Source organism: Collinsella aerofaciens, from assembly GCF_040920445.1.
Lineage (GTDB): Bacteria > Actinomycetota > Coriobacteriia > Coriobacteriales > Coriobacteriaceae > Collinsella > Collinsella aerofaciens_BH.
The window spans coordinates 30,321-47,490 of sequence record NZ_JBCOTQ010000012.1 but is presented as its reverse complement, the minus strand read 5'-3'; the positions used below and the strand labels follow the sequence as shown (position 1 = coordinate 47,490).

Annotated in this window: 15 protein-coding genes and 1 tRNA gene; 7 read left to right on the top strand and 9 right to left on the bottom strand. The window is 62.8% G+C overall.

Annotation, left to right across the window (positions count from 1 at the left end):
- From AB5405_RS03355 to aroF, 9 genes are all read right to left on the bottom strand, one after another.
- The coding region (locus AB5405_RS03355) for a DUF4869 domain-containing protein (RefSeq protein ID WP_368137595.1) at positions 1-240 on the bottom strand (240 nt) is incomplete at its 3' end.
- Between the two features lie 130 nt (positions 241-370).
- Positions 371-808 (bottom strand): type II 3-dehydroquinate dehydratase, encoded by a 438-nt coding sequence (gene aroQ / locus AB5405_RS03350; RefSeq protein WP_368137594.1) that lies wholly within the window; start codon positions 806-808, stop codon positions 371-373.
- An 86-nt stretch (positions 809-894) separates the two neighbouring features.
- On the bottom strand, positions 895-2,145 hold the full coding sequence (locus AB5405_RS03345) for a shikimate kinase (RefSeq protein WP_368137593.1): 1,251 nt from the start codon (positions 2,143-2,145) through the stop codon (positions 895-897).
- On the bottom strand, positions 2,146-3,291 hold the full coding sequence (gene pheA / locus AB5405_RS03340; RefSeq protein WP_368137592.1) for a prephenate dehydratase: 1,146 nt from the start codon (positions 3,289-3,291) through the stop codon (positions 2,146-2,148).
- Positions 3,292-3,344: 53 nt separating this feature from the next.
- Complete coding sequence (gene aroC / locus AB5405_RS03335; protein WP_368137591.1) at positions 3,345-4,442, bottom strand: chorismate synthase; 1,098 nt, start codon at positions 4,440-4,442, stop codon at positions 3,345-3,347.
- Between the two features lies 1 nt (position 4,443).
- The gene (gene aroA / locus AB5405_RS03330; protein WP_368137590.1) at positions 4,444-5,763 is read right to left on the bottom strand and encodes a 3-phosphoshikimate 1-carboxyvinyltransferase; all 1,320 of its coding nucleotides are present in this window, start codon (positions 5,761-5,763) and stop codon (positions 4,444-4,446) included.
- A complete protein-coding gene (gene aroB / locus AB5405_RS03325) occupies positions 5,757-6,863 on the bottom strand; it encodes a 3-dehydroquinate synthase (protein WP_368137589.1) in 1,107 nt (368 codons plus the stop codon). Before aroB ends, aroA begins: the two co-directional genes overlap by 7 nt.
- A 36-nt stretch (positions 6,864-6,899) precedes the next feature.
- Complete coding sequence (locus tag AB5405_RS03320; protein WP_368137588.1) at positions 6,900-7,814, bottom strand: prephenate dehydrogenase; 915 nt, start codon at positions 7,812-7,814, stop codon at positions 6,900-6,902.
- Positions 7,815-7,817: 3 nt separating this feature from the next.
- On the bottom strand, positions 7,818-8,843 hold the full coding sequence (gene aroF / locus AB5405_RS03315; RefSeq protein WP_368137587.1) for a 3-deoxy-7-phosphoheptulonate synthase: 1,026 nt from the start codon (positions 8,841-8,843) through the stop codon (positions 7,818-7,820).
- Positions 8,844-9,046: 203 nt separating this feature from the next.
- Between aroF and AB5405_RS03310 the strand changes: the two genes are divergently transcribed.
- From AB5405_RS03310 to mreC, 7 genes are all read left to right on the top strand, one after another.
- A tRNA-Arg gene (locus AB5405_RS03310) sits at positions 9,047-9,123 on the top strand.
- 75 nt (positions 9,124-9,198) lie between these two features.
- On the top strand, positions 9,199-11,922 hold the full coding sequence (locus AB5405_RS03305) for an HAD-IC family P-type ATPase (RefSeq protein WP_368137586.1): 2,724 nt from the start codon (positions 9,199-9,201) through the stop codon (positions 11,920-11,922).
- Between the two features lie 103 nt (positions 11,923-12,025).
- On the top strand, positions 12,026-13,174 hold the full coding sequence (locus AB5405_RS03300) for a zinc ribbon domain-containing protein (protein WP_217108165.1): 1,149 nt from the start codon (positions 12,026-12,028) through the stop codon (positions 13,172-13,174).
- Between the two features lie 101 nt (positions 13,175-13,275).
- Positions 13,276-13,818, top strand: coding sequence for a peptidylprolyl isomerase (locus AB5405_RS03295; RefSeq protein ID WP_006236059.1), 543 nt, complete (start codon positions 13,276-13,278; stop codon positions 13,816-13,818).
- Positions 13,819-13,829: 11 nt separating this feature from the next.
- Positions 13,830-15,134 carry a tetratricopeptide repeat protein gene (locus AB5405_RS03290; protein WP_055309859.1) on the top strand — a complete coding sequence of 435 codons (1,305 nt, stop codon included), beginning with the start codon at positions 13,830-13,832 and terminating at the stop codon, positions 15,132-15,134.
- A 127-nt stretch (positions 15,135-15,261) separates the two neighbouring features.
- The gene (locus tag AB5405_RS03285) at positions 15,262-16,293 is read left to right on the top strand and encodes a rod shape-determining protein (protein WP_006236061.1); all 1,032 of its coding nucleotides are present in this window, start codon (positions 15,262-15,264) and stop codon (positions 16,291-16,293) included.
- 78 nt (positions 16,294-16,371) lie between these two features.
- A partial coding sequence (gene mreC / locus AB5405_RS03280; protein ID WP_368137597.1) for a rod shape-determining protein MreC occupies positions 16,372-17,170 on the top strand: 799 nt, incomplete at its 3' end.

Genomic DNA, 17,170 nt, shown 5'->3' with positions numbered 1-17,170 from the left:
GTTTGGGAGATTGTGCACCAGCAGAAGCGTCTTAACGCCGCCGGAAAGCTCGAGGGGCGTAATCGAACCGAGCTGTTTGCTGATGATGTTGTGGGGGCCGATGAGTTCTGAACCGTCAACACCTTTAATCATCTGCGCTGCCAGAGGGTCCTCGAACCAGGAATCCAGGTACGAGTTCCTAAAATAGGTCTCGGTATCGTAGATGGAACCGGGGTAATCCCCCAGGTGAATGCTCAGCATGTGGGTCTCCAGACGTTGTGTGACTGCAACGATTATATGCCAGTAATAAATTGCCGGCAGCAGCGAGGTGCTACTGCCGGCATTGGTTTTATTGGCGTGTGAATCGGCGCTGATGGATTTGATCGCTAGGCTACTCTTCGAGACGCTCCCTCAGCAGCTCCAGTGCGTGGGCATATCCCTGCAGGCCCTCGCCGGTGATGGTGGCGAAGCAGGCTAGGCGGGCGTAGCTCACCTGGCGGAAGTCCTCGCGCGTCTCGACGGCACTGATGTGAACCTCGACGGCAGGGATGGCGACGGCTTTGAGCGCGTCCAGGATGGCCACGCTCGTATGCGTGTAGGCGGCCGGGTTGATGACGATGCCGTCGACCTTCCCATAGGCCTCCTGGATCTTGTCGACGATGCTGCCCTCGTGGTTGGACTGGAAGACCTCGACCTCGTCAAAACCCTGCTCGGCGCCTGCCTTCTGGCATATTTGGACCAAGCGGTCGTAGTTGTCGCTGCCGTAGATGCCCGGCTCGCGAATGCCGAGCATGTTGAGGTTGGGGCCGTTGATGACGAGTGCTTTCATGGTTGCTTCCTTTGCGGTTGGTCGAATTGGCGAGGCGGAATGAAAAACCACCACAAAGGTGCCTGTCCCCTTTGCGGTGGTTTTTGTTAGAGAGCGGGTGGGAGGGTGTCGAGGACGGCGCGGGCGGTGTTGGCGGCGCAGTCCCGTGAGTCGATGATGTAGTCGGCCCAGGCGCGGTAGCGCGGCATGCGTTGCTCGGCGAGCTTATCGATGCCGTCGCGGGCGGTGATGGGGCGTCCCTTGTGGGCGAGCTCGTCAAGCTTACGGTTGAGCATCACGATCTGGCTGTTCTGGTGCAGCAGCGGGTAGTTCTCGTCGCGCGTGACCACGCCGCCGCCGGTGGAAAGCACCAGGCCGCTGCGCTTGGAGATGCCGGCCAGGGCCGCCGTCTCCTGCTCGCGGAAGGCCGGCTCGCCGCGCTCGACGATAAAGTCGGCGCAGGGCATGCCTAGACGCTCCTCAAGCGCGCGGTCCAGGTCGATGTGCTCGCGACCCGTGAGCAGGGCAATCTGCTCACCCACGCGGGTCTTGCCCGAGCCCGGCATGCCGATGAGCGCGATGTTTTGCTCGCGGCGGGACAGACGTTCCGTCACATCCAGGATGCGCTCGCGCGGGGTGGCTTTGCCGGTATAGCGCTCGACAGCTTGTGCCGCCTGGGCAACAAGCATAAGCAGGCCGCCGATGCAGGGGATGCCGCGGCGCTCGGCCTCGAGCATCAGGCCCGTGCGGGCGGGGTTGTAGACAATGTCGATGACGCCCTCGAGCGCATCGAGGCTTTCGAGCGTGCAAGGCGCGTCGGGGCAGTGGGGGAACATGCCGGCGGGCGTGCAGTTGACGAGCAGTGCCGCATCGGATTGCTGCGCGATGTTGCCATAGTTGACCTCGCTCGTGCGACCCACGGGCACTACGGTGGCGCCCAGGTCGCCGAGCACCATGCTGGCCGTGGTACCGGCACCGCCGGTGGCACCGAGCACAAGGACCTTCTTACCGGCGACCTCTACGCCCAGCTCCTCGACCAGGCACTGAAAACCAAAGTAGTCGGTGTTGTCGCCGCGCAAACGACCGTCAGGCAGGCGTGTGATGGTGTTGACGTTGCCCATGCGTTCGGCCAGCGGGCTCAGCTCGTCCAGGTACTCCATGACGGCGCGCTTGTAGGGGATGGTCACGTTGGTGCCCTCCCATTCGTCGCCCGTCATAAAGGCCGCGAGGTCCTCGGGTTCGCGCTCAAAACGCACGTACTCAAGCTCCGCCAGCTCTTTGTAGATGGTCGGGGTGTAGCTGTGGCCCAGCACGCGGCCCAGCACGCCGTAGGGGCGGGTTGCGGCGGTATCGGTCATCTAGAGCACCTCCGTGTAGCTGCCAAAGTAGGTGAAGCTCTCGCACACGTCGTCGATGGAATCGAGCAGGTCGTCGAGGGCCTTGCTGCCAAAGGGGCAGTCCAGATCAAAGTAGAACATAAACTCAAAGTCGCGGCCGGGGATGGGGCGGCTCTCGAGCTTGATGAGGTTGATGTTGAGTGCGTAGAAGCGCTCGAGCACGCGATAGAGGGCGCCCGGCTCGTTGGCCGTGGTGATCATGAGCGAGGTGCGATTAGCGCCGGGGTAGACGCGCGGCTCGCGGCCGATGACGACAAAGCGCGTGTAGTTGTTGTCCGAGTCTTGGATATTGGGCTCCAGCACCTCGAGGCCATACAGCGTGGCACAGCTGCGCGAGGCGATGGCGGCGACGTCGGTGCGCTCGGAGTTGGCGACCATCTCGGCCGACATGGCCGTGTTTGGGTACTTGGTGGCGTGCAGGTCGTGGGACTCGATAAAGCCGGCACACTGGGCAATGGCTTGGCCGTGGCTGTAGACCTCGCGCACGTCGGCGAGCTTGGTGCCGGGCTTGACGAGCAAGTTGTGGTCGATCTTGAGGCGAAGCGAGCGCACGATGTGGAAGTCGAACTGGGCGAGCAGGTCGTAGACGGCGTTGACCGAGCCGGCGGTGGAGTTCTCGATGGGCAGCACGCCAAACTCGCAGAAGCCGTCGCGCACAGCGCGCATAACGCCTTCGAAGGTCTCGAAAAACGCGATGTCGGGCACGTCGAAGAGTTTGCACGCGGCGATCTGGCTATAGGCACCCTCCACGCCCTGGCAGGCAACGGTGGCCGTTTGAGGGAAGGCCGTGTCGGAGACTGCAGCCGTGGCGTGGGCCTTTTGCGAGACGGTGATGCCCTTGAGCTCGTTGATGTAGCGCTGCTGCTCGGCCTTGCTCATGCTCATGAGGAGACGGAACAGGGTGATGGTCTGCGCCTCGTAGCGCTCGGGCGCGCGGCTGGCGAGGTTGTTGAGCTTGGAGCGCTCACGGGCGGGGTCGAAGACGGCCTTGCCCATCTCGATTTTTGACTTGGCTACCTCGGTGGCAATGTCCATGCGCTCGACAAAGCTGTTGAGGAGCGTGGTGTCGATGCCATCGATGGCCTGGCGGATGTCAGCAAGGTCCATGGAGGCCCCTTTCACGTAACGGCTGAGTTGGCAGGCAACCCAGGTGAGTCGGGTTAGAGCTGGGCGGCGTCCTCGAGGAGAGCGTCCCAGATGGCGAGGGCGGCGGCTGCTTCGGCTACGGGGACGGCTCGGGGGACGATGCAGGGATCGTGGCGGCCGTGGATCGAGAGCTCGGCATTTTCCATGGCGTCCATGTCCACCGTCTGCTGCTTGCGGCCAATGGAGGGCGTCGGCTTTACGGCCATGCGCCACATGACGGGCGCTCCGGTGGAGATGCCGCCCAGAATGCCGCCGGCGTTGTTGGACTCGACCTCGATCTCGTCGGTCTCGGCGTCGATGCGATACGGGTCGTTGTTCTCGCTGCCGCGCATGGCGGCCACGGCAAAGCCCATGCCAAACTCCACGCCCTTTACGGCGGGAATGCCAAACGCGATTTGCGCGATGCGGTTCTCGATGCCGTCGAACATGGGGTCGCCGATGCCCGCGGGAAGCCCGTAAATGCCGCACTCCACAATGCCGCCGATGCTGTCGAGTTCGTCGCGCGCGGATAGGATCTCCTCGCGCATGCGGCCGGCTGCGGCGGCGTCAATGCACGGCAGATCGTTCGTAAGGATCGCCTTGCGGTCGGCCTCGCGATAGACCATATCGTCCATGGGCAGGTCGGAGATGCCGCCGATCTGCGCGACGTGCGCCATGACCTGAATGCCACGGGCCTCGAGTGCTTGCAGCGCGATCCCGCCGGCGATGCACAAGGGTGCCGTTAGGCGACCGGAAAAATGCCCGCCGCCGGCGACATCGTGCATGTTGTGATACTTCACGCGCGCAGGGAAATCTGCGTGCCCGGGGCGGGGTTTGCGGCGCAGCTCGGAGTAATCCTTGGAGCGCGTGTTGGTGTTCTCAATAATCGCTGCGATGGGTGCGCCGGTGGTGTGTCCATCGACCACACCGGCGATGATATGCGCGGCGTCGGCCTCGCGGCGCTTGGTCGCGGTCTCGTCACGGCCGGGGGCGCGACGGTCCAAAAAGGCCTGCAGCTGCTCCAAGTCAACGGCGATACCTGCCGGAATGCCATCGAGCGAGCAGCCGATGGCGGGGGAGTGCGACTGGCCGAAGATGCTTAAGTGCAAGACGTTGCCAAAGGTCGAGGACATGCTATTCCTCCTCGAGCGTGACCTTGCCGCCCAACAGGCGGTAGTGGTCGAAGAAATCGGGATAGGACTTGTTGACGGCCTCAGCGCCGTGGATCACGACCTCGCCGGTGGCGCGGCTCGCGGCGATGGCGGCCATCATGGCGATGCGGTGGTCGTTGTGCGAATCGACCTCGCCGCCGGTAAAGGCATCGACGCCTTTGATGATGAGGTCGTCACCGGCGATGCGCACCTGCGCGCCCAGCGCGGTGAGCTCGCGGGTGGTGGTGACCAGGCGGTCAGATTCCTTGATGCGCAGGCGCGCGCAGTCACGGATGAACGTGCGGCCCTGAGCCAGCGATGCCACGGCCGAGATAACAGGCACCAGGTCCGGAATGTCGTGGGCGCTCATCTCAAAGCCGGCGAGCTTGTCGGACTGGACGGTGGCGGCGTTGGTGGAGCGCACGATGCGGGCGCCAAAGCGCGAAAGCGCGGCGAGCACGTTGCGGTCGCCCTGTGCGGAGCTCAGCGACACGCCCTCGACGGTGATGGGGTCGGAGCCGATGGCGCCGGCGCACAGCCAAAAGGCCGCGTTGGACCAGTCGCCCTCGACGGCCACGCTGCCGGGCGTGCGGTACGAGCCGCTGTTCACGCGGAAGTTCGTGACCTCGGGCTGGCCGTCCTTGGCCGGAATACGCTCGACGTTGACCTCGACGCCGAAGGCCTTCATGGCCTGGATCGTCAGGTTGATGTAGGGGCGGCTCTCAATGAGGCCGGTCACCTGCACGCAGGAGGGCTGGGCGAGCAACGGGGCTGCCAATAGCAGGCCCGAGATGTACTGCGAGCTTACGTTGCCCGGTAGCACAAAGGTGCCCGGGCGCATGCGTCCGCTCGTCTTGAGCGGAAAGCCGCCCAGGCCCTGCAGGTCGCAACCGGCGGCGATGATCTCGTCCGAGAGCGGGGAAAGCGGGCGGGCGCCCAGGCGGCCCTGGCCCACAAAGGTGGCCTCCGCACCCAGCGCGCAGGCGACAGGCAGCATGAAGCGCAGCGTGGAGCCACTCTCGCCGCAGTCGAGCGTGCCGCCGGCAAGGGCCTTGAGCAGGCCAAATTCAATGCTCTTCATGGTGGGGTGGACCTGGAAGCCGTCCTCGACGGTCTCGATGCGGGCGCCGAGCGCCGTGAGGCAGCGCACCGTGGCCTCGATATCGGCGCAGGTCGTGTTACAGGCAACGTGCGTCTCACCGTTGGCAAGCGCCGCGCAGATGATGAGGCGATGCGCCATCGACTTGGACGCGATGGCGGGAACGGTGCCCTTGAGCGGGGACGGGGTGATGCGGGCTAACATGCGGAAGCGTCTCCCTTCTGGCCGAGGCCCTCGGCAATCAAATCGTGGAAGGTGGAAAGCGGCGTGCGGTCGATGCTGCAACGGCCGATGTCGTGCGGAATTACCAGGTCGATGGTGTCGCCCGCGCGCTTTTTGTCATGGAGCGCCTCGGCAAAGACGGCATCGGCATCTAGGTCGCAGCGGGTTTTGAGGCCGTGGCGGGCGCAGAGCCTCTCAATACGATCGGGCAGCTCGGCATCGCAAACGCCATGCAGGGCTGCGGCACGCGTGATGATGCCCATGCCAATCGACACGCAGTTGCCGTGGCCGAGCTCAAAGTGCTTGCAGGCCTCGACGGCGTGCCCGGCGCTGTGGCCAAAGTTGAGGAGTTTGCGCTGATTGGTTTCGCGCTCGTCGGCAACGACCACGGCGCGCTTAATGTCGATATTGCGGGCGATGATGAGCGCTACGCGGGCCACATCGCGGTTGAGCAGCTCCAGCGTGAGCGGGGTCTTCTCCAGCTCGGCGAAAAGCTCCGGGTCGGCGATCACGGCGTGCTTGACGACCTCGCCGCAGCCGTCGGCGAACTGTTCGGGCGTGAGGGTTGCCAGGCACCCCACGTCGGCGATGACCACGCTCGGCTGCCAAAAGGCGCCGGCCAGGTTCTTGCCGGCTGCCAGGTCGATGGCCGTCTTGCCGCCGACCGACGAATCCACCATGGCGAGCAGGCTTGTGGGAATCTGCACAAACTTGCAGCCGCGCATGTAGGTGGCGGCCACAAAGCCTGCCACGTCGCCCACGACGCCGCCGCCGAGCGCCACGATCACGTCGGAGCGCGAAAGCTCGTGCTCGGCCACAAACTCCAAAATGGCAACGTAGGTCTCGGCACGCTTATGGGCCTCGCCGGCCTCGAAGGTGCAGATGCTCACCTCGTAGCCTGCGGATTCGAGGCTCTGCTTAACGGGCATCTGGTAGAGGGGGCCTACGTTGGTGTCCGTCACGATGACGGCGCGGGTGCCGCCGGCGGTAACGCGTACGAGCGGGCCTGCCTGCTCCAGCAAAAACGTGCCCACATGCACCTGGTAGGGGCGTGCGGTGTCGATATCGATGGTAATCGCCATAAGCTTCGGTCCTTTCGACCTGGCGTGATAGGTGGTCTAGTGGGAGGCCTCGTCGTCGAGTGCGCGCTTGATGCGGTCACCCTCGGCAAGGAGATTCTCCAGATAGCGCTGGTCGCGGTCCTTAAGGGCGCGGCTGTAGGCGCCGAGCGATTCGATCAGATGGTCGATCTCGAAGGCGAGTGCATCGGCGTCGTCGATCATGAGCTCGGACCACATCTGAGGATTGAGGTGCGCCACGCGGGTGAGGTCGCGGTAGCTGCCGGCCGAAAAGCCGTGGTGGACCTGAGCGGTCGGGCTCTTAACATAGGCGTTGGAGACGACGTGCGCGAGCTGGCTTGTAAAGGCGATGACGCGGTCGTGCTCGGCAGCGCTCGTTACGCTGAACTTGCCAAAGCCCAGGGGACGTACCATCTCGCGCACCTGGCCCAAAAGCTCCAGCTTAAGTGCGTCGTCCACTGCGGGCGGTACGAGCACGAGCGGTGCGTCCTGGAACAGGTCGGCGCGGGAATGCGCGTAGCCCGAGAACTGCGTGCCCGCCATGGGGTGCGCGCCCACAAAGTAAAAACCGTGCTTGTGGGCAAGCTCAAAGGCGCGCTCGCACACGATGCCCTTGACGCCCACGGTGTCGATCACCACGGGGCCCATGATGGCCTCGGTGTCGGTGGCGTCGGCGAGCGCCTGGGCGTGCGTCTCGAGCCACTCGATGCAGGCCTCGGGGTAGCATGCCAGGACGATGATGTCGCATTCGCCGAGCGTCTCGTCGTTGAGCTCGCCGGCAACGGTGCCCATGCTGGCGGCCGTCATGACGTCGTCATCGGGGTCCCAGGCCAGCACGCGGACGCCCGCCTGCGCATAGCCGCGGGCAAAGCTACCGCCGATGAGGCCCAGGCCCACGATACCGGCGCACTTGGGGCCGCCCTGGTTAACGCGTGCGTTTCTCACCGTACCCATGGCCTACTCCTGAACGGTCTCTTGGCAGACGACCTCGCGGATGGCGCGGATGCGGCGCATGGTGTCGTCGAACTGGTCGGGAGTGAGGGCCTGAGCACCGTCGGACCAAGCGTGGCTCGGGTCGTCGTGGACCTCGATCTCCAGACCGTTGGCGCCGCAGGCGGTCGCGGCGAGCGCCATGGGCTCAACATAGCGGGTGTAACCGGTGGCGTGGCTGGGGTCGGCGACGACGGGCAGGTGCGACAGGTGGTGCAGCACCGGCACGGCGTTGAGGTCGAAGGTGTTGCGGGTGCGTGTCTCGAAGGTGCGGATGCCGCGCTCGCACAGGATGACGTTGTCGTTGCCCTCGCTCATGATGTACTCGGCTGCCATAAGCAACTCGTCGACGGTGCCTGACATGCCGCGCTTGAGTAGGATCGGGGTCTGGGTCTTGCCGACCTCCTTGAGCAGGGGGAAGTTCTGGGCGTTGCGAGCGCCAATCTGCATGACGTCGATCTTCTTGTCGAGGAAGACCTGCACGTCGCGCGGGTCCATGATCTCGGTGACGATCGGCATGTCGAGCTCGGCGGATGCCTCGCACAGTAGGTCCAGGCCGGCGGGACCCATGCCCTGGTAGGCGTACGGGGAGGTGCGGGGCTTGTAGGCGCCGCCGCGCAGCATCGTGGCGCCGGCGGCCTTCACGCGGCGGGCGATGCGGATGAGGTTCTCGCCCTCGACGGAGCACGGGCCGGCGATGACCTGGAACTGGTCGCCGCCGATCTTGACGCCGTGGCCGCAGTCGATGACGGAGTCCTCGGGGTGGAACTTGCGGTTGGCGCGCTTGAACGGATCGGAGACGCGCTGCACGCGCTCGACGACGTCCATGGATTCGAGCAGGAACGGGTCGATCTTGGTCGTGTCGCCCACCAGGCCGATGATGGTCTCGTTCTCGCCGCGCGAGACATCGGTCTTGAGTCCCTTTTTCTCGATCCAGCTAACAATGTGGCTTACGGCCTCGTCGCTGGCGCTCTGCTTTAAAATCGCAATCATGGTGTGCCTCTCACCTCGATGAATAGCCCTTGCAAAAACGGCCCGCATCGCGAGCCGTATTATATGGTGCATGAGAGTTTATACTATCTGACTCGCTTTTGCCTCCTAAAGCGCGCCGTCGCGGCGCGTCTCCCACGTAATTGCAAAGCTTTTTCTATTATTTTGTTAGCCCGTGGCGCACTTGGGTATAATGCCTACCGTTCGCCCTATTAGCTCAGGGGATTAGAGCGTCTGCCTCCGGAGCAGAAGGCCGTTGGTTCGAATCCAACATGGGGCACCATCGAACGTAAGACCGTCCGAACCTCGCATGGTCCGGGCGGTTTTCTTATACCGACGCGACATGATGGGACGTGGTATGGCAGCAACGGATATCGAGCGCGGACTCTCGACCGCCGAGGTCGAGGAGCGCATCGTCGCTGGTAAGATCAACCGCAACATGGAGCTCAAGACTAAGTCGGTCAAAGAGCTCATCATCGAGAACCTCTGCACGCTGTTTAACTTGATCAACGTGGTCTTGGCGATTTTGGTGTTGCTGACCGGTTCGTTTAAGAACCTGACGTTCCTGTTCGTGGTGTTCTTGAACACGGCAATTGGCGTCATTCAGTCCATGCGTTCCAAGCGGATGGTCGACAAGCTTACGCTGCTCACCTCTAAGAAGGCCATCGCGGTGCGCGACGGCGCCGAGGTGGAGCTCGACCTGGACCAGATCGTGCTCGACGACATCATTCGCCTGGGGCGCGGTGACCAGATTCCCGCCGACGCCGTGGTAGTGTCGGGCGAGGCACTCGTCAACGAGAGCCTACTGACGGGCGAGAGTGACCTCATTAAGAAACAACCAGGCTCCGAGCTCATGAGCGGCAGCTTTATCGACTCGGGCCTGCTGCGCGCCCGCGTGATCCATGTCGGCGCCGATAACTACGTGGCAAAGATCAACAACGAGGCCAAGTACGTCAAAAAGGTCAATTCCGAGATCATGAACGCGCTCAACGCCATCGTGCGGTTCGCGAGCATTATTATGATTCCGCTTGGTCTGGCACTCTTTGCCTCGAGTGTGAGCGAGCTGTGGGATGCCGCGGGAACCCCGGGCGATAGCGCGCTTTCCTGGTGCTTCTCCGAGCTGCTGGCCGGTCGTGTGCCTTCTTCGGCGCTGCTTTCCACGGTGGGTGCCCTGCTGGGCATGATTCCGCAGGGCCTGGTGCTGCTGACCTCGTCGGTGCTCGCGATTGCCACGGTGCGTCTAGCGCGTCGCAAGGTGCTGGCACAGCAGCTCTACTGCATCGAGACGCTCGCGCGCGTCGACGTTTTGTGCCTGGACAAGACGGGCACCATCACCTCGGGCCGTATGGAGGTCGAGGGCACCTACCCGCTGCCTGTTGAGGGTGTTGGCTTTGGCGCGGACTCGGACGAGGCGGCTGTCCCCGTCGAGACCACGGTGCTCGACTTTGCGCTCGCCAACGTAGCACGTGCGACCTCGGCAGATGCCAACGAGACCTGCCAGGCGCTGCTCAACTACTACGCCGATCGTCCGGTCGAGGTGTCCGAGCCGCTGTCGGTCATTCCGTTCTCGTCGTCAAAAAAGTGGAGCGGCGCGTCGTTTGCGCAGGGCTCCTATGTGATGGGCGCCGCGCAGTTTGTGCTCTCTGATCGCGCATTTGCTCAGGTTGAGAATCGTGTGGCCGAGCTTGCCGATACCTGCCGCGTACTTGTGGTGGCGCGCGTGGACGGCTTTTCACCCGATGGCGATATGGTGGGCGAGGCCGAGCCCGTGGGTTTTGTGACTATTCGTGACGAGATTCGTACCTCGGCAGCCGAGACTATCGGCTACTTTAACGAGCAGGGCGTGACCCTCAACGTGATCAGCGGCGACGACCCGCGTACGGTGTCGTCGATCGCGCGCGTGGTGGGCGTGCCGGGCGCCGATGCTTACGTGGACGCGACAACCCTCGATACACCGTCCAAGATTGATGCGGCAGTGGACCGTTACCACGTCTTTGGGCGTGTGACCCCGCAGCAGAAGCGCGAGCTAGTACAGGCGCTCAAACGCCGCGGGCACACCGTGGCCATGACGGGCGACGGCGTCAACGACGTGCTAGCGCTCAAGGAGGCCGACTGCTCCGTGGCGATGGCCGCCGGCTCCGATGCCGCACGTAATGTGGCCGAGATCGTGCTCGTCGATAACGACTTTGCCTCGATGCCCGCTGTGGTGGCCGAGGGCCGTCGTTCTATCAATAACCTGCAGCGCTCCGCCGCGCTCTTTCTGACCAAGACGCTTTTCTCGATGGGCCTGGCGGCGCTGTGCATCGCGCTACCGCCGTATCCCTTTGAGCCCATTCAGATGACGCTCATCAACTTCTTCTGCATCGGTGCGCCGGGCTTTGTGCTGGGTCTGGAGCCCAACAACGCCCGCGTGAAGGGGTCGTTCTTGACCAACGTGCTTAAGCGTGCGCTGCCGGCGTCGATTGCGGTCATTTTGGCCGCGGCGCTCGATATCTTTGTGGCGCGCGTATTTGGCTTTAGCCAGCTTACGCTTTCGACCATGTGCCTGCTCACGTCGTGCGCGGCGAGCGTGAGCCTGATCTGGCGCATCTCGCAGCCGCTCACGCCCTTGCGCGTGGTGCTTTTTGTGTTTGTCGTCGCTGGTATTTTGACGGGCGTTATCGGGTTCCCGGGGCTGCTGTCCATCGCCAACCTGTCGATGGGTCAGATGGTCATCTTGGCGGTTATCATCGTCTTTACCTGTGCGGTGTTCTTTAAGCTTGCCACAATGATGGACTCGCTTAAGCCCCGCCGCCGTCATGCGGCAACCGGCTTTGGCCGTGGCGTGCGCGTTCGCCTGGGTCGCGGCGGCGGCAAGGTGAGCTCGACGGGTTCGACGGCCGAGCGTTTTGCCAAGCGCTTCGCCGCCGACATGGCGCAGCGCCGCGAAGATCGCACCGTTCGCGAGGCCGAGGCCCGCGCGCTCGAGGGCGTGGCCCAGGCCCAGCCCAAGAAAAAGAGGAGTGCCGGAGCCAAGCGCTCCCGCGTGACGAAGTCCGCCCAAGGCATCAAAGTCTCGATGCCAAGCAAAAAGAAGAAGTAGCTACGCGCCCTGGCGATGTTGAATTGGTGCCTTGTTCCTGTGGGGCCGTGGCGATGTTATGCTCTAACCTCGATTGTTTGAATTGCTTCGAAAAGAGGATGCCGTGATCTGCCCGCATTGCCTTAAGACTATCGAGGACGGCGCCTCGTTCTGCCCCTACTGCAACGCCTATGTGGGTCCGGGCGATGGTCCCGAGCACACCGAGTTCGTGTTCTGTGAGGGTTGCGGTGCCCGTCTTTCTCCGCATGATCGTACGTGCCCCAAATGCGGACGCCCCGCTCCGGGTATCCTCTCTGAGGACGCGGCCGCATCCGACCTGGCAGCGGGCCGCACGGCGGGCTTTCCGCGCCTAACGCAAGAGCAGATCGATACCGAGGTGCCTCATGCGCCGGCCTCTGCCGCTGCGGTGCTTTCGGACGCCGCCGATCCTAACGAGACCTGCGTGCTGCCGGCTTTCGATAAGGATTTCGGTATTCCCAAGGTCGATATTCCCACGCCGGTTTCCCTGCACGACGATCCTCAAAAACCCAAGCGCAAGGTGCACCCCGACGAGGACGCCTATCACAAGCACAAGCGTCATATTCCCAAGCCGCTCATCGTCATCGCGGTTCTTGCCGTCGTTTGCGGCGGTGCCTATTGGTTCGTGACGGCCGATCCCATGGGTGTTATGCCCGACTTCTATGACCAGTTTGGCCAGGCCGCGCAGACGACCTTCCCTACGCGCCAAAAGGGCGAGGCGACTGAGGACGATACCAAGCAAGACGATTCTGCCGAGGTGGTCCAGGAAGAAACCGTGCTCACCGATGATCAGCTCTATACCAGGCTCGACGGTCTGTATCAGGCCATCGTGTCCTACGGTGACGAGGACCAGATCGGCGAGGTCATCGATTCCTTTAACAACGGCTATCTCCGAACGCCGCTGTCCACCCGCCAGGAGCTGTCGCAGAGTGCCTACGCCCTGCGCGACCAGATCAAAAAGACGCAAGATGAGCTTAACAACCTTAAGTATCAGGACGATACGGTCTATGCGGACGACATCGCCCACTTAAAGCAGCTTGCCGAGTGGATGTACGAGCGTGTCGACGTGATCTGCCAGAGCTGGGATATCTCGCTGGCCATTCCCGATGGCGAGTCGATGAGTTCCCACCAAAGCGAGATCCTGGCGCCCATCGCACAGGGCGGCAACAGCGCGCTGAACCAGTACGACGCCAATGTGGGCTCCTGGAAGCCGCAGCAGCGTTCCCAAAATTAGTTCGCCATAGTCGGCATAACCTACGTGCGCAATTGATGTAAGCGCATGCTTATTGCTACAATTCGTACAAATATGCTTTAAACGCACGAGGAAGGAACCACATGTTTGGTTTTAAGAAAGAGCTCTACACGCCCGAGTATCAGCTTGCCGGCGACGAGTGCGCCGTTATCGAGACGTCGAAGGGTACCATCAAGGTCAAGTTTGACGGCGAGGGCGCTCCCATTCATGTCGCGAACTTCTGCGAGCTTTCCACGATGGGTTTCTATGATGGCCTTAAGTTCCATCGCTATGTGCCCGGTTTTGTCATCCAGGGCGGCGACCCCAATACCCGCGACATGTCCGGCGCCGACGTTGCTGCCGGTCTTGAGGGCCCCGACGGCATGCCCGGTACCGGTGGCCCCGGCTACTGCATCAAGGGCGAGTTTGCCACCAATCCGCGCAACAGCCATGTCGACGGTGCCCTTGCCATGGCACGCTCCATGGACCCCGATTCCGCGGGTTCGCAGTTCTACTTCTGCCTGGGCGCCCAGCATAACCTCGATTCCGGTTACACCGTCTTTGGTACCACGGTCGAGGGTCTCGATGTGATTTCGCAGCTGCGTGCCGGCGACGAGATCGTCCATGTCGAGATCGTTCACGAGTAAAGGGGATTTCCTTGAATAGCCAGCTGATCCAACAGGGCCGCGCCGCTTACCGCGCGGGTGATTTTTCCGCTGCAGCCCAGATGCTTGGGGCGGCAAAGACTCCCGATGAGATTATGGGCGAGGCCGATCACCTTCGTGGTAACGCCTTGATGCACCTGGGCATGTATGCCGAGGCCGCCGAGGCCTACGCCGCCGCCCTCAACGACGGCACCTATGGCAAGCGCGGCGCGCTGCTCACCAACCGCGGCAAGGCGCTCGCCGCCGTGGGCGACTACACGACGGCCGCTCAGGCGTTCTCTGCTGCTACGCAGGACGCTTCTTATGCAACGCCGTTCAAGGCCTATCTGGGCCTGGGTAACGCGCTGTTCCAGTCGGGCGACTATGCCAACGCGGGTACTGCCTTCCGTCAGGCTGCCATCGATGGCGCCAATCCGGCTCCTGCCGCCGCGCTCGGCGAGCTCGGTCGTTGCTTCATCAAGCTCGGCCGTCCGGCGGATGCCGTGGAGACCTACCGCACGGCTATCGACTTTGCCGGCCCCCGCGACGACACGCGTGCGCTCAACGCCGGCATGGGTCAGGCGCTTTCTGCCGCCGGCCGTCCCTCCGACGCACTCGACGCCTTTAACGCCGCTACTGCCGATGGCATCTACCAGCTCACCTCCGAGCAGGCCGATGAGCTTGCCCGCGTGCACGATTCGCTTGCCGCGCTGTCTGCCCAGACGGCTATGGCCACGGCTCCGGCGCCCGCGATGGACGCTCCTGCCGTCGATCCGCTCGATCCTACGGGCGCGACCGGTCAGTTTATGCCCGATCCCTCGGACACCGGCTTCTTTACGCTGTCCGAGTCCGAGATGGTCCAGCAGGACCGTCAGGATCGTAAGCAGGCCAAGGTCCGTCGTCGCCATCGCCACACGGGTCTCAAAGTCTTCATCGTGCTGCTTCTGCTCATTTTGATCGCCGCGGGCGGTCTGGGCTTTGCCTACACGCGCGGCTTTGGCTTCCCGTCCCAGGAGTCTGTCGTTACCGATCTGTTCCAGGCTGCCGGCGACGGTGACACCGCAAAGGCCGAGTCTTGCCTGGCATCGAGCCTGTCCGAGGACGCTAAGTCGATGATCATCTCCTCGATTCCGCAGGGTGCCACCGTGTCCGTCGAGGGCATGGATCAGTCCATGACCGAGACGACCGCTAAGGTGAAGGCATCGCTGTCCAAGGGCGGCGAGCAGGAGTACACCGTCAAATTCGTGCGCTCCGACAACCATATCGGCTGGGCCGTTTCCTCGCTCGATATGGATTTCTCGGCTGCTGACAACCAGTAGTGACCTTATGGGATTTAGCTTTGCCCGGCGCTTCACCGCAAGTGAGGTGCCGGGCTTGCGCTAGTATGATGATCTAGTAGTTTTCCAGCAATCATCCAACACATCAGGAGTTGCGTTGTTTTCTTTGATGGATATGTTCTTCGGTAGCTATGCGGGCGATCTTGCCATCGACCTCGGCACCGCAAATACGCTTGTCTCCGTGCGCGGCAAGGGCATCGTCATTCGCGAGCCCTCTGTTGTCGCCATCGACAAGAACGACGAGCGCATCCTGGCGGTCGGTATCGAGGCAAAGCGCATGCTCGGCCGTACGCCCGGCAACATCGTGGCCGTTCGTCCCCTGAAGGACGGCGTCATCGCCGACTTCGATGTTACCGAGGCCATGCTTCGCTACTTTATCGATAAGGCGTCCGAGAAGCGCTATCCGTGGACCCCGCGTCCGCGCGTTGTCGTCTGCGTTCCCTCCGGCGTCACGTCGGTCGAGAAGCGTGCTGTCTTTGAGGCCACGATCCAGGCTGGCGCTCGCCAGGCCTATCTGATCGAGGAGCCCATGGCTGCCGCTATCGGCGCCGACCTGCCCGTCGAGGAGCCCACCGGCTCCATGGTCATCGACATCGGTGGCGGTACCACCGAGGTTGCCGTTATCGCTATGGGCGGCATCGTCGTCTCGCAGTCCATCCGTATTGCAGGCGACGAGTTCGATCAGGCCATCCTCACGCACGTTCGTGATGCCTACAACCTTGCCATCGGCGAGCGTACGGCAGAGGACATCAAGATCAAGGTCGGCTCCGCTGTGCCGCTCAAGGACGAGCTCGACGTCGAGGTCAACGGTCGCGACGTGATCACCGGTCTGCCCAAGACCGTGCGCATCGAGAGCGAGGAGATTCGTCGCGCGCTCAACAAGCCGCTCGACGAGATGGCCAAGGCCGTCAAGGACGCCCTCGATGCCACGCCGCCCGATCTTGCCTCTGACCTTATGTACTACGGCATTTTGCTGACCGGTGGTGGCGCTCTGCTACGCGGTCTCGACGTGCGTCTGCGGGATGAGACCGGCGTTTCGGTCAACGTCAGCCCCACGGCGCTCGATAACGTCGTTAACGGCTGTGCCCGCGTGCTCGAGGCCAATGCGTTTGATGGCGGCTTCGTCCAGACCAATGCTTAATTTCCAAAAGGTGGATTCCATTTGGCACGATCTTCGGGTTTCTCCACAAATCTGAATACCAAGCGACAATCAACGGGTATGCGCCCGTTGATTGTTTTCAGCCTGATTTCGGTGTTGCTGCTCACGTTTTACATCCGCGAGGGCGAGGCAGGGCCGATTCATGCCGTGCGTTCGGGCGTAACGACGATTACCTCGCCGGTGCGTTTTGTGGGCTCGGCCGTGGCGGCTCCCTTCAATGCGATCGGCAACGTGTTCTCTAACCTTACGGCGTCGCAGGACACGCTTGACGAGCTTAAGAAGCAAAACGAGGAGCTGACCTCTAAGGTTGCTGAGCTCTCCGAGGCTCAAAAGACCGCCGAGCGTCTGGAGGGGCTGGTCGGGCTGCAGTCGACCTACAACCTCAAATCGACCGCTGCTCGTATCGTTGGTGCCTCGGGCGATGCCTGGACCTCGACCGTAACCATCGACAAAGGCTCTGCCGACGGCCTTACCATCAACATGCCTGTGACGAGTTCGGCCGGTGTTATCGGCCAGATCATCGAAGTCTCGGCCAAGACGTCCACCGTGCGCCTGATTGGCGACGAGAACTCGGGTGTGTCCGCCATGGTACAGGACACGCGCGCCCAGGGCATGCTGCAGGGTCAGGCTGACGGCACGCTGCGTCTTGAGTATGTGAGCGTCGACTCCGACGTTAAAGTCGGCGACATCATCGTGACCTCGGGCATCGGCGGTGTGTTCCCCAAGGGTCTACCGCTCGGCACCGTCTCGTCGGTTGAGAAATCGGCAAACGACGTGTACTACACCATTGTGGTGCGCGCTCAGACCACGGCCGAGAACAACGAGGAAGTGCTGGTCATTACCTCGCTGACCGACGAAC

What these genes read in the sequence shown, in the direction of transcription:
- aroQ (WP_368137594.1), bottom strand. Translation starts at nt 808, where the DNA reads ATGAAAGCACTCGTCATCAACGGCCCCAACCTCAACATGCTCGGCATT.
- aroB (WP_368137589.1), bottom strand. Translation starts at nt 6,863, where the DNA reads ATGGCGATTACCATCGATATCGACACCGCACGCCCCTACCAGGTGCAT.
- aroA (WP_368137590.1), bottom strand. Translation starts at nt 5,763, where the DNA reads ATGTTAGCCCGCATCACCCCGTCCCCGCTCAAGGGCACCGTTCCCGCC.
- pheA (WP_368137592.1), bottom strand. Translation starts at nt 3,291, where the DNA reads ATGGACCTTGCTGACATCCGCCAGGCCATCGATGGCATCGACACCACG.
- AB5405_RS03320 (WP_368137588.1), bottom strand. Translation starts at nt 7,814, where the DNA reads ATGGGTACGGTGAGAAACGCACGCGTTAACCAGGGCGGCCCCAAGTGC.
- aroF (WP_368137587.1), bottom strand. Translation starts at nt 8,843, where the DNA reads ATGATTGCGATTTTAAAGCAGAGCGCCAGCGACGAGGCCGTAAGCCAC.
- aroC (WP_368137591.1), bottom strand. Translation starts at nt 4,442, where the DNA reads ATGTCCTCGACCTTTGGCAACGTCTTGCACTTAAGCATCTTCGGCCAG.
- AB5405_RS03295 (WP_006236059.1), top strand. Translation starts at nt 13,276, where the DNA reads ATGTTTGGTTTTAAGAAAGAGCTCTACACGCCCGAGTATCAGCTTGCC.
- AB5405_RS03285 (WP_006236061.1), top strand. Translation starts at nt 15,262, where the DNA reads ATGGATATGTTCTTCGGTAGCTATGCGGGCGATCTTGCCATCGACCTC.
- AB5405_RS03345 (WP_368137593.1), bottom strand. Translation starts at nt 2,145, where the DNA reads ATGACCGATACCGCCGCAACCCGCCCCTACGGCGTGCTGGGCCGCGTG.
- AB5405_RS03305 (WP_368137586.1), top strand. Translation starts at nt 9,199, where the DNA reads ATGGCAGCAACGGATATCGAGCGCGGACTCTCGACCGCCGAGGTCGAG.